Genomic DNA, 15,839 nt, shown 5'->3' with positions numbered 1-15,839 from the left:
ACGGCTCGGGGGTCAGCGCGACTCGATGCGCTCCTCCGCCGGGCGCGGCGCGAGGACGTTGGCGAAGCCGACGGCCAGCAGGCACAACGCCACCGGCACGAGGAACGCCACGTTCAGCGGGATCCAGTGGGCCAGACCGCCGATCAGCGCCGGGCCCGCGAGCAGACCCACGTAGCCGAGGCCGACGACCCGCGCCATCAACGCGCCGGACGACCGCTTGTCCAGGTTGCCCGCGGCCGAGAAGAGCTGCGGCACGCTGCCCGACAGCCCCAGGCCGAACAACGCCCAACCCGCGAACGCCAACCCCACCCACGGCGAGAACACCACGAGCAAGAGCCCGAACGCGGCCAGCGCCGACCCGTACCGCACGATCGCGACGGGCCCGACGAGCGCGGCGACCCGGTCGGTCGCGAACCGGCCCACGGTCATCGCCACCGCGAACGACCCGTAGGCGAACGCCGCCGTGCTGGTGGACGTGCCCAGGACGTCCTCGGCGTGCAGCGCGGCCCAGTCGTTGGCGACACCCTCGGCGAGCATCATGGCGAACGCGATGGCGCCCAGCAGCCACACCAGCTTGGTCGACGGCTTGGCGGCCGGCGCGTCCGACGCGGCCTCCTCCGGCTCGGGCCGGCCGTCCATCAGGAACCGGCTCGCCACCAGCGACACCACGATGGTGAACACGCCGCACGCGCTCAACGTCACCGCCGTGGGCACGTCGGCGCCCAACGTGACCGCGCCCACCAGGGCCGCGATCGCGCCGCCGATCGACCACATCGCGTGGAACGACGCCATGATCGGCCTCGGGTATGCGCGTTCCACGACCACGGCGTGCGAGTTCATCGCCACGTCGATCGTGCCGTTGCCGAAGCCGAAGCACAGCAGGGCCAGCCCCAACGTCCACCACGACGTGGCCAGGCCGGGGAAGAACAGGGCGATGCCGAGCAGCACCCCGGCCGCGGGCAGGAGCTTGCGCTGGCCGAACCGGTCGGCGAGCGGACCGGCCACCTGCATGCCGAGGAACGCCGCCGCGCCGAGCACGAGCAGCAGCCCGCCGAGGGCGCTGTGCGAGATGCCGGTCGCGCGTTCGACGTTCGGGATGTGCACCACCCACAGCCCGACGGCGAACCCGTTGATGGTGAAGTAGGTCCACGTCGCGACGCGTGCGGCGCGCGGCAGGGCGGTCGTCACAGGTTCTCCAGTCGTTCGGCTACGTGCACGAGCACCCCGCGCGCGGCCAGCTCGCGGCGCACCTCGGCGGGGGAGTCGGGATCGGTGACCAGCACGTCCGGCCGGTCGGCGGGGCAGACGTGGGCCAGCGCGGTGCGCTCGAACTTCGTGGCGTCGGCGAGCACGACCGTGCGACCGGACACGGCCATCGCCTGCTGCTTGACCTCGGCGTCGGCCAGGTTGTGCGCGGTGAGCCCGGCGTCCAGGTCGATCGCGCACGGGCTGAGCACGGCCACGTCGAACCGCAGGGCGCGCAGCGACGCCAACGCCAGCGGGCCGACCATCGCCAGCTCGCCGGGCCTCGGCTCGCCGCCGGGCAGCAGCAGCCGCACCTCGGGCGCGTCGAGCAGCTCGCGCACCGCGTGCAGGGACAGGGGCATCACGGTGACCGGGCGACCGCGCAGCAGCTTGGCCACCTCGACCGCCGTCGTGCCGCTGTCGAGCACGATCGTCTCGCCGTCCCGGATCAGCCCGACGGCCGCGGCGGCGATGGCGCGCTTCGCGCCGTTCGCGGTCGCCGTGCGCGCGGTGAACGGCGGTTCGACGCCCGCCGGGTTCAGCGGCACCGCCCCGCCGTGCACGCGGCGCAGCACACCGCCCGCCGCGAGCAGGTCCAGGTCACGGCGGATGGTCATCTCCGACGCGCCGGTGGCCGCCGCCAGGTCCGCCACGGCGACCTGCGCGCCGGAGCGGAGCCGTTCGATGATCACCCGGTGGCGGTCGGCGCTCTTCACGTGAGCAACGGTCGCAAATTATGTGCGTTCGAACAAGTGGTTTGTGCTTACGATCGCATCCGGTCGGTCGAGCGGGCCTCCGGCCGGTCGATCAGCACGTGACCGGGCTGGTGGGCGGGCCCGTGCGCGGCGCTTGGCCGAGGGCACCTTCACCTCCGCCGCCCGAGGTCGCCGGGCATCGCCGGCTCCGTCACCGCGCGGGCGAGTTCGTCGGCCGTCCCGGTCCGCCGCGGCGGCGGCGCGTCGACCGCCGCCGCGAGCGCGGACAGGTCGCCGACCTGCTGCTCGGTCAACCGGTGGGCCACGAAGCGGAAGTCGAGCCGCACCTCGACCCGCTTCGAGTGCTCCTCGACCAGCGCGCGGACCGCGGCGGCGTCCTTCCCGCACGCCTCGACGCCGTTGCGGGCCACCACGACGACGCGGTTGCTCTTGTCGCCCCGGAACGGGTAGTAGCGGTCGAAGTCGTCGATGGCGGCGAGGATGCCGCTGAGCAGCGTCGACCGGCCGCCCGGCTCGATCGAGCGGACCGCCTCGTCGATCCGCCCGCCCTGCCCTTCACCGACCGGGACGACCTCGGCCGTGTTGTCCGGCCGGTCGCACTCGCCGCCGAACCGGCGCAGGGCCAGCGCGTCGCCGTCGCCCGCGTTCCGGGCGGCCGAGCCGACCGCGTCCGCCACCTCGCGGAAGTCCGAGCCCGACGCGGAGGCGTCGACCAGGAACGTCACGCGGTGGTCCGGCGGCAGGTACGCGACGAGCCCCACCGTGACCAAGATCAGCAGGACGACGACTCCGATCAGCGTCAACCAGCGCTTCACCTCGCACCTCCTGTCCCCTGGCGCGCAGCGCGGTCCTCCGAGCCCACCGCGACGATCGTCCGGCGGACGGCACGACCGACCTCGGTGACAGGGCTCCGCTCATGTCGCGGATGTGCTGCGCCGGTTCGGTTGTACCGCGCGGCGGGAGCGCCTTGTGCGTCACATGACTCAGAAGCGGGATGTTCCGCGCGTCAGCCGGTGACGTCCAGCACCCCCATCATGCCCAGGTCCTCGTGGGAGGCGATGTGGCAGTGGTAGACCGCGCGGCCCGGTTCGCCGCGGAACGGGACGGCGATCTCGACCGTGCCGCCCGGCGGGACGTTCACGGTGTCGCGCCAGGCCCGCAGCGGCTCCGGGACGCCGTCGCGGGACAGGACCTGGAACGAGTAGCTGTGCAGGTGGAACGGGTGGTCGGTGGTGTGGTCGTTGACGACCTCCCAGACCTCCAGGGTGCCGAGGCGGGCCTGCAGGTCCACCCGGTGGTGGTCGAAGGTCCTGCCGTCCAGGGTGAAGTGGTCCGTCGCCGCGCCGCCGAACGCGATCCGCCGCCGGCGCGCGGCGTTCGCCTCGTCCAGCGCCTCCACGTCGCGCAACCGGGCGGGCAGCGCCACCGGGGCCAGGCCCGCCGGCACGTCCACCGCGGCCACCCGGAACGCGGCGCCGGCCGCCCCGCCCTCGCCGTATACCGAGTACGGCAGCGCGGTGAGCTCCAGCCGGCCGGCGACGCCGGTGTCCACCAGCACCTCGGCGCGTTCACCGGGGGCCGGCGGGACTTCGGCGAGCGGCTCGGCCACGAAACCGCCGTCGGTCGCGACCAGGTGCAGGGCGGTGGGCTCGCCCGATCGCCGCACGCCGAGCAGCAGGTGGTCGCCCGCCGTGGCGTTGAGCAGGCGCAGGCGGGTCCGGCCGCTGGTGGGCGTCAGCACGGGGCGGACCGCGCCGTTGACGCTGACGTCCGGGCCGGTGCGGGTGAGCACCAGCAGCCGGTCGTCGCACGACTCCAGCAGCTCGTCGGTCGCGCCGGTGACGACGATCGGCCCGGCGAGGCCCGCGAGCAGCTGCCGTTCGACGTCGCCGTGGGCGTGCGGGTGGTACCAGTAGGTGCCGGCGACACCCTCGGGCACGGTGAACTCCTGCGTGCTCGTCGAGCCGGGCGACAGGTGGGTCAGCGGGGCGTCCACCGCCGGTGCGAGCGGCAGCCGTGCAGGTGGAGGCTGCTGTCGGCGTCGAGGTCGTTGCGGAACTCCAGCCGGACCCGGTCGCCTTCGCGGAGCTTGACCAGCGGACCGGGCGCGGAACCGTTGTACCGCAACGAGTTCCCGGTCCCGGTGGCGACCAGCTCGCCGTGCAGCACGCCGTCCGCGCCCGCGCGCAGCGGGAGCGTGGCGGGCTGGGGGAGCGCCGGGCCGTCGACGGGCCCGGCCAGCGAGGCGCGCAGGAGCGGCACCCCGCCGGCGACGAGCGCCCCGGCCGTCAGCCCGCCCGCGATCAGCGCGGTGCGACGGGACACCTTCCGCTCAGCCATGGTGGTGCGCTCCGGTGGACGTCGCGGGCGCGGCGGTGGGGGACGTCAGCGCGTCGTCGGTGACGGTCAACCGGCCGACCATGCCCTTCTCCCGGTGGTCGCCGGCCGCGCAGTGCACCGCGTACCGACCCGGCCGGGCGTCCACCACGGCGATCGGGTCCGGCCGCTGGGCACCTCGAGGTCCACGCCCAGCTCGGTGATCGTGAACGTGTGGTTGTCGTCGGTGTCGTTGGTGAACTTGAACGCCACCGGCTGTCCCCGGCCGACGCGCAGCTGTGCGGGGGAGAACTTGAAGTTCGTCAGGTCCACGGCCGGCAGCGCGGCGAGCTGCTCGTCGGTCAGCGACCCGGTGTCGTCGGCCTGGGGCCACACCACCAGCAGGGTCGCCGCCAACGCCACCCCGACGGCCGCGCCACCGCCGAGGCCGACGAGCCGGTCGCCGCGCCCGGCGCTCGGGCGCAGCACCAGGGCCAGCGACGACACGATCGCCACCCCGGCGGCGGCCACGAGCGCCGCCGCGGTCGCGAACGGCAGCACGGCACCGGGTCGGACCAGGTCGAACGCCAGGTCGACCGGCCGGATGAACACCACCAGCGCCGCCACCGCGATCGTCGCGACGGCGCCACCCGGGCGCGTCGCCACAGCAGCACGGCCGCGGCCAGGGGCAGGACCGAGACGGCGGCCATGCCCGGGTCGGGTCGGGTCGCCCGGCCAGGACCAGGAAGGCGAACCCGTTCGCCGCCGCCAGGACCGCGGCCGCGGCCAGGGCGGTGTTCGCCGAGGAGGTCCGGCGTTGGAGTGCAGGGGTGCTCATGACGGCTCCAGGTCTGTGATTGATTAGTCACTCACTACTCGCACAGCTCATCGTGCGCCTGGAAACTGTCAAGCGGAACTGAGAAACCGACCGCTTCTCGCTGGTGAGCGTTCAGTCACTCTTCCTGGTGCGGTAACGGCTGTGGGAACCGGGCCGATGACCTGCGTACATCCGTTCGGCGCAGGGAAGTGGTCGTGATGGTGGAGAACTCGCCGTCGGGTCTGGTCATGCTGGAGGCCGGGGTGCCGGTCGTCGTGACGGGCGAGGAGGACCACCAGGCGTGGTTGGCGAGGTACCCCGTCGCGCCGGGTGGGCAGCGTCGCGTCGCGGTCGGGTTGACGTGGTGCGTGATCGGTGCGGGCAAGTACCGCGGCCAGTACGCCGTCGAGGTCAGGCTGGACGGTCGGCGGGTCGGTGAGCTGACGTACCTGATGTCCCGGCGCTACGCCGACATCATGGGCCAGGTGCTCGACGCCGGTGGCGTGCCGGGGTGCGAGGCGGTGATCCGGGTCGGCGACCGCGGCCTGGAGGTCGTGCTCTACCTGCCGCGTGACGCCTCGGGTGTCGTCGTGCCGCCGCAGACGGCCGTCCTCACCCCACCGGCGCCGCGGAAGTCCCACCGTCCGGTGTGGATCGCCGCCGGGGCCGTGGTGCTCTTGTTCGCTGTGATCGGGGCGTTCGCGGACGAAACACCGTCCACGAAGGACACCGCCGCCGCGCTCACCACGACCGCGACCAGCACGACGACCACGACCACCGTGCCGGCTACGACCACCACCACCACCACCACCACGACTACTACTACCACCACCACCACGACTACGGCCACCACGACCACCGCCGCGCCTGCGCCGAAGCCGCAGCCCAACCCCGAACCGAAGCCGCAACCCAACCCGCAACCCACCCCGCAGCCCGACACGGCGACCCAGGCCCCGCCGCCGCCCGCGCCGAACCAGGGCTGCCACCCCAGCTACCTGCCGTGCGTGCCGTTCGCGAGCGACGTCGACTGCCGACCCGGCAAGGGCAACGGTCCCGCGTACGTGACCGGCCCGATCACGGTGATCGGGCCGGACGAGTACGGCTTGGACTCGGACCACGACGGCGTCGGCTGCGAGTAGGCGGGCGCCTGCCGGCCCGCGTCAGCCGCAGTGCTTGTCGGTGTGGATGCCGGAGTTCGGCGCACAGATGCGCAATGTCGCCCTGAACAGCGGTGTCCGCCGAGCCTTGGGAGGGCTACCCCCACAAGGGAGTCGGGGCGTCGTCGATGAAGGGCAGGGAGTCATGTCACGGAGGTTCGGGTCGTTCTTGGCGTCGGTGTTGCTCGCGGCGGCCGGCATGGTCGCCACCACCGGCGCGGCCGGCGCGGTGACCGTGGAGCAGGTCTGCGTCGGCACGTGGGCGGTGACCTACGACCCGCCCATCACCAGCACGCCGCAGGTCGTGGAAGGTCACCTCACCGGATACTTCCCGACCTGCACCAACCTCGCCGCGCCCAGCGGGTCCTACGGCCAGGTGTTCACCGACACCGTGTCGTGCGCGACGCTGCTCAGCGCGGGCGCGGCGGCGCGCACGTACACGTGGAGCAACCCGCTGGCCGCGCCCACGACCTTCGCCTACAACTGGACCGTCAGCGACGTCGCCGGCCAGGCGGTGATCACCAACACGGGCCTGATCACCGGCGGCACGTTCGCGGGTGCGAGCGCGGAACAGGTGGCCGTGCTGGTGACACCGAACGTCCTGGGGTGCGCCGGCGCCGGGATCTCCAGCCTCACCGGCCCGACCACGCTGACCGTGTTCCGCCCGTAGCCGCGACCGTCACCAGGCGATGGGGAGGGTGGCGATGTAGTCGGTGAGCAGGCCGTTGATGAGCCGGTGGTCGTTGAGGGAGAAGTGCCAGTCGCAGCCGAGCCGGTCGAGCCTGGGGTCCTCGTAGTTCCAGAAGCGGACCAGGCGGTCGCCGCGGGCGTTGCGGTCGGTGACGACCTGCTCGGCGGCCTGGGCGAACAGGTTCGTGGCGCCGACCACGATGACCGTGCCGGGACCGTACTGGGTGCGGAGCTTGTCGAGGAAACCCTGGTACGCGGACTTGTAGGCGGCGGTCAGGCTGTCCGGGGTCCACTGCTCGCCGGGGTTGATCGCGGTGGAGAAGTCGTTGGTGCCCAGGCCGACCACGACCAGCTGGGGGTGCCACGTGGCGGGGTTGCGCCACACGTCGCCGGGCACGTTCTGCAGGCCGCGCTCGTAGGAGGTGCGGAACGTGGTGTCCGGTTCGCCGCCGTTGTAGTTGCGGACCATGCCGCGGCCGGAGTGGGCGTTGACCTGGTAGTCGGCGCCGAGCGCGCGGGCGGTGAGCGGGCCGAACGCGAGGTCGGTGTTGGTGTTGCGGTCGACGCCGCCGTTGGCCGAGCAGTCGCGGGTGGTGGAGGTGTTGCCGTAGCCGGCGGTCAGCGAGTCGCCGATGAACTCGATCTGGCGGGTGCGCGCGGTCGGCTTGGCGAGGATCTCGCCGCCGGCCGCGGGCAGGAACCCGCCGAACTGGCCGGTGGCCCAGGCGCTCTCGGTGCGCTTGACCAGCCGCACGGTGTGCTCGGCGTTGCTCAGGCCGTTGATCCACCGGGTGATCCGGCCGGGCGTGACCAGCGTGGCGACGGTCGTCCCGTCGACCTGGACGTCGTAGTCGTTGACGCTGTCGTCGAGCACGATGCCCACGCCGGTGCCGCGGAAGCGGCTCTCGAAGTAGATGCCGGGCCACGTGTACCGCGCGGCGGCCTCGGTGGCCCGGACCCGGCCGACGGTGTGCGACTGGCCGAGGACGTCGGTCACCGGCGGCGTGGACGTGGTCGTGGTCGTCGTGGTGGTCGTGGTCGTCGACGTGACGGTGGTCCCGGTGCACGGGGTGCCGTTGAGCGCGAAGTCCACCGGCGTCGGGTTCGAGCCGGTCCACGAGCCGTTGAAGCCGAACCCGGCGCTCGCGCCGGTGCCGAGGCGGCCGTTCCAGCTCAGGCTGTCGACCTGGACCCGCGCGCCGGACTGGCTCGCCGTGCCGTTCCACAGCTGGGTGACCTTCTGGCCCGCGGCGAACGACCACGTCAACCGCCAGCTCGCGACCGGGTCGCCGAGGTTGGTCACGCTCACGTTCGCGCCGAAGCCGCCCGTCCACTGGTTGCCCACCTGGTAGGCGGCCCGGCAGCCGGTGGCCGCCTGGGCGGGCGCGGTGACGGCGGCGGCGGTCAGGGCGGCGGTCACGCCGACGACGACCGCGCCGGCGATCACCGACCGATAGCGGGTGGTGCGCACCTGGTTCCTCCACGGGCCGGTCCGACAAATGCGCCTGGGAGCGCTCCCGGAGACGGTAGCGAACATATTTCGCAACCAGAAGGTTTGGCGCGGATCAGGGCCGCAGCGTATTGATTGGCGCCCGGATCGGGATGTTGGCCGGGTGGTGCGGCTTGCCGAAATCGCCGACCACCCCCGAGCAGCCCGGTGCGCCCTGACCGGGCAGGGGAGAGCCTCGCTGTCCGTCACCCGATGGCTCGGTTCACCCGCTCACGGCCGGCCTCGACGCGCGCGCGGTGCCAGGCTCCCGGGCGAAAGCCCGGTCGGTGAACGAGGCAGGAGCACGAATGCGGGTCCCGTGGCGGTTGCTGGTCGTCCTCGCCGTCGGCGCCGTCACGGTGTCGGGCACCGCCGCCGCGCCGGTCGAGCGCGTGGCCCGGCAGCACGTTCCCTCATTGGAGCTGGACGGCGACTCGTTGACCTGGTCGCAGTTGGTGACCGTGCTCGAAGCCGACCGCGTCACCGTCCACCTCGGCCTGAAGTCCCGCCAGGAGATGGCCGGGACCCGGCGGGGCGCCGAGGCGGCGCTCGCGGCCGGGCAGCGCGTGTACGGGTGGAACCAGGCGTTGGGCCCCTTGAAGGACGAGCCGCTGCCCGAAGCCGAACGGGTGGAGTTCCAGCGGCGGGTGCTGCGCTCGCACGCCGCCGGCGTCGGTCCCGCGCTGGACGACCGGGTGGCGCGGCTGGCGCTGGTCCTGCGGGCCAACACGATGGCCCGCGGCGCGATGGGCGTGCGGCCGGAGTTCGTCGACCGGATCCTGGAGCTGGTCAACGCGGGCGTGACGCCCCGGATGCCGGAGATCGGGTCGTTGGGCACCGGCGACCTCCAGCCGATGGCGGCGGCGGGCCTGGTGCTCACCGGCGAACCCGCGCCCGCCCGCTTCCAGGGCAGGGAAGGGCCCGCGCCGGAGATCCTCGCCGCGGCCGGCGTGGCGCCCGGGTTCACGCTGGCCCAGGGCGAGGCGTTGCCGCTGATCAGCGGGAGCAGCGTGGTCACCGCCCGCTACGTCGACGCCGTCGTGCGCGCCGAACGGCTGCTCGACACCTACGACGGCGCGTTCGCGCTGTTCCTGGAGGCGACCAGGGCCGAACAGGGCGCGTTCGACGCCCGCACCCACGAGGAACGGCGCATCCCCGCCGAGGTCGAGGCCGCCCGCGTCACCCGGGCGCTGATCTGCGGCACGGGCTGGATGACCGACGAGGGGCGCAAGGCGATGGGCGACGACAGCCCCCGCATCCAGGACGCCGTGTCGATCCGCGCCACCCCGCACATCGTCGGCGCGCTGCGGCAGCGACTGGCCGACGCCCGCGGTCACGTCGAGCGCGAGGCCAACGCGTCCACGTCCAACCCGCTGGTGTTCCCCAAGCCGGGCGGCGGCCACGAGTTCGTCATGGGCGGCAACTGGGACGCCGCGCTGCTCGGCCACGAGATCGACGCGCTCAACGCCCAGGTCGCCGACCTCGGCGTGCTGTCGCAGGAGCTGTCCGCGCGGCTGCTGGCCGACAAGTGGAGCTACCACCTGCCGGCCAACCTCGCCGGGGGAGAGGTCGGCCTGAACTCGGGCATGGTGCAGGTGCAGACCGTCGCCGTGGCGCTGGTGCCCGAGATGCAGCAACTGGCCACGCCGGCCGGCACGCTGTCCCGGCCGGCGAAGTTCGGGCAGGAGGACCACAACACGATGGCGATGGCCTCGGTCCGCGCCCTGCACGCCAACCTCGACCGCCTGGAGACGGTGCTGGCCGTGCACGTCCTGATGGCGGCCCAGGGCATCGACCTGATCAAGGACAGGATGGCCGCGTTCCCGCTGGGCCAGGGCACGGTCAGGTTGCACCGGGCCGTCCGCCGGCACATCGCGCCGCTGGGCGACGACCGCTACCTGACCCCGGACCTGGAGAAGGCGACCGACCTCGTGCGCAGCGGCGAGCTGAGCCGCGAGGTGCGCGCCGCCCTCTCCCCGGGCGGGCACGAGTGCGCGGCCTGACGATCCGGTGGGGAAGCCGCCGGCGGCGGGTGTAGTCGGTCGAACGCGACCGGCGACGTGGGCGGACCTGGTTCGGACCTTTGTGGAAGGTTGAGCGGTCCAGTTGTGGGAGCGCTCCCAAATGTGAGGCTTCTTGTTGTCTTCTGCTCGGGTGTGTGGATAGATGAACGGCGTTTGCGATGGGCCTCATAGTCGAGCCCCGAGGAGAGTTCCATGCCCCGTGCCGCCAGACGGCTGTCCGCCCTGCTCTTGGCACTCCTGCTCACCCCCGTCCTCGCCGGTCCCGCGACCGCCGCCGCGCCGCCCGCGCACGGCCTCAAGGGCGAGTACTTCCGGATGTCCGCGCCCGGCGCCCGCGACTTCGCCGAGTCCGGCGGCGCCACCCTCGACCCGAACGTCGACTTCGCCGACCTGACCGGCGTCTTCCAGCAGCTCACCGGCCGCACCGAGCACACCACCGCCCGCTGGACCGGCCGCCTCACCGCGCCCGCCACCGGCGACTACACCTTCCACGCCGTGGGCGACAACGGCTTCCGGCTGTTCCTCGACGGCGCGCCGGTCATCGACCACTGGGTCGGGGACTGGGACGTCGAGCAGCACAGCGCGCCGGTCCACCTCGTCGCGGGCGAAGCGCACGACTTCCGGATGGAGCTGTTCCAGGACGTCGGCGGCGCGAACCTGCGCCTGCGCTGGTCCACGCCGACGCTGGCCAAGCAGCCCGTGCCGGAGACGGCGTTCCTCCCGCCCGCGGACTTCCCGGTCTACCCGGTCGGCCTCACCGTGGCGCCCGACGGCAGGCGGCTGGAGGCGGCCTTCGACCGGCAGGTGCACCACCTCGGCGACCTCAAGGCGCACCTCAAGGTCGAGGTCGACACCGTGCCGTTCCCGGTCGAGTCCGTCGCCCTCGACCGACGCGACCGCACCAAGGTCGTCGTGCGGCTCGGCGCGACCATCCAGAAGCCGCAACGGGTCCGCGTCACCTACGACGGCGAGGGCGGCCTGGTCGTCGGCGCGGAGACCGTGCCGCGGATCATCCGCAGCGCGACCAACACCTCCACCCAGCGCCTGCTCACCGAGTGGGGCGAACGCGTCGACGAGAACCGCCCGCTGCCCGAGTACCCGCGCCCCCAGCAGAAGCGCGACGAGTGGCTGAACCTGAACGGCCAGTGGGAGTTCTCCGCCGCCACCGCGGGGCAGCAGCCCGAGTTCGGCCGCCGGCTCCCCGAGCGGATCACCGTGCCGTTCCCGGTGGAGTCCCAGCTGTCCGGTCTGGAACGCCACGAGGACCACATGTTCTACCGCCGCCAGTTCGACGTGCCGCGCGACTGGCGGGTCGGCCGCGGCCAGCGGCTCAAGCTCAACTTCGGCGCGGTCGACCACCACGCCCGGGTGTGGGTGGACGGCACGCTCGTCGCCGAGCACACCGGCGGCTACACCGCGTTCACCGCCGACGTCACCGACGCCCTGCGCGGCGGCGGCCGGCACGAGCTGATCGTCGCGGTCACCGACACCACCGGCGACAACCAGCCGATCGGCAAGCAGTCCCGCAACCCGGGCGGCATCGTCTACACGCCGTCCTCGGGCATCTGGCAGACCGTGTGGCTGGAACCCGTGCCGGACAAGGCGATCGACGACGTGAAGACCACCCCGGACATCACCGGCGGCACGCTCGCCGTGCACGTGTCGTCCTCGACGGCCTCGCCGACCGCCAAGGTCACCGCCACCGCCCGCGACCAGCGGGGCAAGAAGGTCGGCACGGTCACCGGCGCGCCGAACACCGACCTGACCCTGCCGGTGCCCGACCCGCGCCTGTGGAGCCCCGCCGACCCGTACCTGTACGACCTGGACGTGTCCCTGGAGGACGGCCGCGCCAAGGACGAGGTCGAGAGCTACTTCGGCATGCGTTCCATCGGTGTGCGTGACGTCGCCGGCTTCCCGAAGCTCGTCCTCAACGGCGAGCCGGTGTTCTCGCTGGCCATGCTCGACCAGGGCTTCTGGCCCGACGGCCTGAACACCGCGCCCAGCGACGAAGCGCTGGCGTGGGACGTCAAGGCCCAGAAGGACCTCGGGTTCAACGCGCTGCGCAAGCACATCAAGGTCGAGCCCGCCCGCTGGTACTACCACGCCGACCGGCTGGGCATGCTGGTGTGGCAGGACTTCGTGAACGTCAACGTCACCGACCGGACCGGGCAGGAGGCGTTCCTCACCGAGGGCAGGCGTGCGATGGCGCAGCTGCACGACTCGCCCGCCGTCATCGGCTGGGTCGTGTTCAACGAGGGCTGGGGCGAGTGGAACCGGGAGGAGACCGGCCGCATCACCGAGTCGGTGAAGGCCGCGGACCCGTCCCGGGTCGTCAACGCCCACAGCGGCGTCAACTGCTGCGCGTCGAAGGGCGACTCCGGCAAGGGCGACGTGATCGACCACCACGACTACAACAACACCGACCCGGCCTGGCCGGACGCCACCCGCGTGGCGATGGACGGCGAGCACGGCGGGTTCACCCTGCGCACCCCCGGCCACCAGTGGCCGGGCGCGCCGGCCGTGATCTACAGCGGTGTGGCCGACAAGGCGGCGCTCACCGCCAAGTACGTGTCGAACACCGAGACGCACTACCTCGACGCGGCCAGCGCGGAGCTGTCCGGGTCGGTCTACACGCAGATCACCGACGTGGAGACCGAGCTGAACGGCCTGTGGACCTACGACCGGCGGGAGATCAAGGTCGACCCCGGTCCCGTGCGCGAGATCAACGAGCGGGTCATCGCGGCCGGCGCCGCGGCGGCCGAGCGCACGTACGACGGGCAGGGCTCGTGGTCGTTGGACGGCAACGGCGACGACACCGGTGGCGCGCCGAACCCGGTGTCCCTCACGGGGGACGCGGCGTGGACGACCGGCGTGCGCGGGCAGGCGCTGACGTTCGACGGGAACGGCGACTACGCCCAGACCGCCGGGCCGGTGCTGGACACCACCGGTTCGTACTCGGTGTCGGCGTGGGTGCGGATGGACTCGCTGCCCGGCAACTACGCCACCGCGGTCAGCCAGGACGGCCGCCGCGTGGAGAACCCGTTCTACCTCCAGTACGGGCAGGGCAGGTGGGCGTTCAGCGTGCCCGGCGGCCGGCGGGCCACGCTCGCCGCCACACCGGAGCCCGGCCGCTGGTACCACCTGGTCGGCGTGCGTGACGAGGCGGCGGGCGAGAACCGCCTGTACGTCGACGGCGTGCGTGCCGCCGCGATCCCGATCGGGCCGGACGAGGTGAGCACCGGGCCGTTGGCCATCGGTCGCGCCAAGTACGCCGGTGTGCGCGGCGACTTCTGGCACGGTTCGGTCGACGAGGTCCGCGCCGTGGACCGCGCCCTGACCGACGCGGAGGTGGCGGAGCAGCACGCCGCCCGCTGACCGCCCGGTCCGAGGCCGAGCCCGCGAGTCGTCACCGCCGTGATCCCCGCCCGGTGACGACTCGCGGGCCGCCGTGCTCCCCAGCGGCCCGCGCGGAGCACCATCCGGGCCGATGTCGCAGGGCGGGATCACGGACGCTTTGAGACCGAAGCTGACGCCGTCGGTCTCGCGGCGGTAGTCGACCAGGGTGACCGCGCAGCGGACGGCCGGTCCACCGGCACCGGATGGGCGTCCCGCCGCGCGATCCGCTCGTTCGGACCGATCAAAGTAGACATTGACAGGACCGGCAGCGCGGTCGGGTCGGTCCCGTCCGCTCCACCCCTTGGTCGGGTACACCACAAACGCGGAAACGGTGCGGTCCGGCCGCGTAATCCGCTGTGCGGTCGACTGGCGGGGTGGTAGACAGCGCCGGTGGATGAGAGTTCGGGGTTCGCGCGGTTGTCGGAGCTGATCGACGAGCGGTCGGCGGCGTTTCGGGCCGCGGTCGCCTCCGCGCCCAGCCTCGACGTGACGGTGCCGACCTGCCCGGAGTGGACGTTGCTGGACCTGGTGCGGCACATCGGGGAGGGACGCCGTCGCTGGGCGGCCACCGTCGCCGCCGGGCCCGCCGCCGCGCCCGCGGCCAGGTCGACGTGGCAGCAGGACCCGCCTCGGGAGCGAGAGGCGCTGCTGGAGTGGCTGGCCGCGGGGACGCGGCAGCTGCTCGACGCGCTGCGGGAAGCCGGCCCCGATCGCGGTTGCTGGACGTGGTGGGGTGACTCGCAGTCGCCGATGACCACCGGCGCCGTCGCACGGCACCAGCTCCAGGAGATCGCGGTGCACACCTACGACGCCCAGCTCACCGCGGGCGCCCCGGAACCGCTGCCGGAGGTCGTGGCGTGCGACGGCGTGGACGAGTTCCTGGTCACGTGCTGCGCGACGACGTCCCCCTGGCCGCACGAGCCCGCCGTCGTCGACTACCACGCCACCGAGGGCCGTTCCTGGCGACTGCTGCTCTCCGCCGACGGCGCGCTGGTGACCGACGTCGGCACGGACGCCGCCGACGCCTCGGCCCGGGGCCCGGCCTCCGACGTGGTCCTGTTCCTCTACGGCCGCATCCCCGCCGACTCCTTGGAGCTCGACGGCGACCGACGCCTGTTCGACTGGCTGGCCGCCTGGGAACCCGCCTGACCCGCACCCCTCACACCTCGGTGAAGGTTTCCGGGGCCGAGGCGCGCGAAGACATGAGGGACGGCGTCCCCAGGGAGCGCCGTGACGGGCCCCGACCCCGGTGAGGACCGGGGCCCGTCACGGCGACACGTCACTGGTTGGGCGGCGCCGGGTGGCCTTCGGACGCCTGCACGACCACGATGCCCTGGCCCGACAGCGCGAGCTGGTAGGCCTCGCCCGAACCGCGGCCGATGGCGGCGCCGAGCTTGGCGGTCTTGCGGATCGAGGACTGCAACGAGGTGGACCACAGGACGGAGGACTGCATGTCGACGTACGTCGGCACGTCCACGTTCAGCACGACCGGCGTGCCGAAGGCGGTGACGGCGAGCGCGCCGGTGCCGGTGAACGTCGTGTTGAACAGGCCGCCGCTGAGCATCGACGCGCCCTCGACGCGGTTGATGTCCCACTTGAGCGTGCTCTCGAACGCGAGCACGTTCTTGCCGTTGACCGTCACGCCCTCGTTCTCGAGGTAGAGCACGAACACCTCGTCGGCGTCCTGCGCGAGGAACACGTCGCCGCTGCCGGAGACCTTCATCAACGACATCCCCTCGCCGGTGAAGGCCTTCTTGAACAGCTTGCCGAGGCCGCCGCTGCCCTCGTAGGCGAAGTCGACGTCGCCCTGGTAGGCGACCATCGACCCCTGCTTGGCGAAGAAGAACCCGCCGCTGCCGGTGAGGTCGACCTTGAGCATGCGGTCGTTCTGCAGTTGGAAGCTGCCGGGCTCGACGGACCGCTCGGCGTGGTTGAACAGTGAGCTGCGCATCCCCCGATAGTGCAGGTGATCATCGTCGGCCGCACCAC

The 15,839-nt window shown here is 72.8% G+C and carries 13 protein-coding genes; 5 read left to right on the top strand and 8 right to left on the bottom strand.

What is annotated here, in order from left to right; genetic code table 11:
- Positions 1 to 12: 12 nt before the first annotated feature.
- The 6 genes from EDD40_RS05795 to EDD40_RS05770 all read right to left on the bottom strand — a co-directional run bounded on the left by EDD40_RS05795 (position 13) and on the right by EDD40_RS05770 (position 4,943).
- Positions 13 to 1,188 carry an MFS transporter gene (locus tag EDD40_RS05795; protein ID WP_123741960.1) on the bottom strand — a complete coding sequence of 392 codons (1,176 nt, stop codon included), beginning with the start codon at positions 1,186 to 1,188 and terminating at the stop codon, positions 13 to 15.
- Positions 1,185 to 1,961 (bottom strand): DeoR/GlpR family DNA-binding transcription regulator, encoded by a 777-nt coding sequence (locus EDD40_RS05790; protein ID WP_246037441.1) that lies wholly within the window; start codon positions 1,959 to 1,961, stop codon positions 1,185 to 1,187. Before EDD40_RS05790 ends, EDD40_RS05795 begins: the two co-directional genes overlap by 4 nt.
- Before the next feature lie 149 nt (positions 1,962 to 2,110).
- A complete protein-coding gene (locus tag EDD40_RS05785; RefSeq protein ID WP_123741959.1) occupies positions 2,111 to 2,776 on the bottom strand; it encodes a vWA domain-containing protein in 666 nt (221 codons plus the stop codon).
- A gap of 191 nt (positions 2,777 to 2,967) precedes the next feature.
- Positions 2,968 to 3,957, bottom strand: a complete 990-nt coding sequence (locus EDD40_RS44280) for a multicopper oxidase family protein (protein WP_123741958.1) — start codon at positions 3,955 to 3,957, stop codon at positions 2,968 to 2,970.
- A complete protein-coding gene (locus EDD40_RS05775; RefSeq protein WP_123741957.1) occupies positions 3,942 to 4,301 on the bottom strand; it encodes a multicopper oxidase domain-containing protein in 360 nt (119 codons plus the stop codon). Before EDD40_RS05775 ends, EDD40_RS44280 begins: the two co-directional genes overlap by 16 nt.
- A 66-nt stretch (positions 4,302 to 4,367) precedes the next feature.
- Positions 4,368 to 4,943: a cupredoxin domain-containing protein gene (locus EDD40_RS05770; protein ID WP_170184964.1), complete on the bottom strand. Its 576-nt coding sequence runs from the start codon at positions 4,941 to 4,943 to the stop codon at positions 4,368 to 4,370.
- A 366-nt stretch (positions 4,944 to 5,309) separates the two neighbouring features.
- Between EDD40_RS05770 and EDD40_RS40930 the strand changes: the two genes are divergently transcribed.
- Positions 5,310 to 6,233, top strand: a complete 924-nt coding sequence (locus tag EDD40_RS40930; RefSeq protein ID WP_148088694.1) for a hypothetical protein — start codon at positions 5,310 to 5,312, stop codon at positions 6,231 to 6,233.
- A gap of 163 nt (positions 6,234 to 6,396) precedes the next feature.
- A complete protein-coding gene (locus EDD40_RS05755; RefSeq protein WP_123741953.1) occupies positions 6,397 to 6,921 on the top strand; it encodes a hypothetical protein in 525 nt (174 codons plus the stop codon).
- 9 nt (positions 6,922 to 6,930) lie between these two features.
- Here the strand turns inward: EDD40_RS05755 and EDD40_RS05750 are convergent, their stop codons facing one another.
- Positions 6,931 to 8,412, bottom strand: a complete 1,482-nt coding sequence (locus EDD40_RS05750; protein ID WP_246037439.1) for a cellulose binding domain-containing protein — start codon at positions 8,410 to 8,412, stop codon at positions 6,931 to 6,933.
- Positions 8,413 to 8,738: 326 nt separating this feature from the next.
- Here EDD40_RS05750 and EDD40_RS05745 point away from each other — a divergent pair, with 326 nt between their 5' ends.
- The 3 genes from EDD40_RS05745 (at position 8,739) to EDD40_RS05735 (ending at position 14,999) form a co-directional block, all read left to right on the top strand.
- On the top strand, positions 8,739 to 10,433 hold the full coding sequence (locus EDD40_RS05745) for an HAL/PAL/TAL family ammonia-lyase (protein ID WP_123741951.1): 1,695 nt from the start codon (positions 8,739 to 8,741) through the stop codon (positions 10,431 to 10,433).
- Between the two features lie 213 nt (positions 10,434 to 10,646).
- The gene (locus EDD40_RS05740) at positions 10,647 to 13,829 is read left to right on the top strand and encodes a LamG-like jellyroll fold domain-containing protein (protein WP_123741950.1); all 3,183 of its coding nucleotides are present in this window, start codon (positions 10,647 to 10,649) and stop codon (positions 13,827 to 13,829) included.
- 411 nt (positions 13,830 to 14,240) lie between these two features.
- Positions 14,241 to 14,999, top strand: a complete 759-nt coding sequence (locus EDD40_RS05735; protein WP_123741949.1) for a maleylpyruvate isomerase family mycothiol-dependent enzyme — start codon at positions 14,241 to 14,243, stop codon at positions 14,997 to 14,999.
- 130 nt (positions 15,000 to 15,129) lie between these two features.
- Here the strand turns inward: EDD40_RS05735 and EDD40_RS05730 are convergent, their stop codons facing one another.
- Entirely contained in the window at positions 15,130 to 15,801 is a 672-nt protein-coding gene (locus EDD40_RS05730; protein WP_123741948.1) for an AIM24 family protein, read from the bottom strand.
- Positions 15,802 to 15,839: the final 38 nt, after the last annotated feature.

It is taken from the genome of Saccharothrix texasensis, from assembly GCF_003752005.1.
In the GTDB taxonomy this organism is placed as follows: Bacteria; Actinomycetota; Actinomycetes; order Mycobacteriales; family Pseudonocardiaceae; genus Actinosynnema; species Actinosynnema texasense.
Note: the sequence above shows the minus strand (reverse complement) of the source record. Positions and strands in the feature narration are given on the sequence as shown.

Coding starts and splice junctions, on each gene's coding strand:
- EDD40_RS05775 (WP_123741957.1), bottom strand. CDS start 4,301: ATGGCTGAGCGGAAGGTGTCCCGTCGCACCGCGCTGATCGCGGGCGGG.
- EDD40_RS05755 (WP_123741953.1), top strand. CDS start 6,397: ATGTCACGGAGGTTCGGGTCGTTCTTGGCGTCGGTGTTGCTCGCGGCG.
- EDD40_RS05745 (WP_123741951.1), top strand. CDS start 8,739: ATGCGGGTCCCGTGGCGGTTGCTGGTCGTCCTCGCCGTCGGCGCCGTC.
- EDD40_RS05740 (WP_123741950.1), top strand. CDS start 10,647: ATGCCCCGTGCCGCCAGACGGCTGTCCGCCCTGCTCTTGGCACTCCTG.
- EDD40_RS05730 (WP_123741948.1), bottom strand. CDS start 15,801: ATGCGCAGCTCACTGTTCAACCACGCCGAGCGGTCCGTCGAGCCCGGC.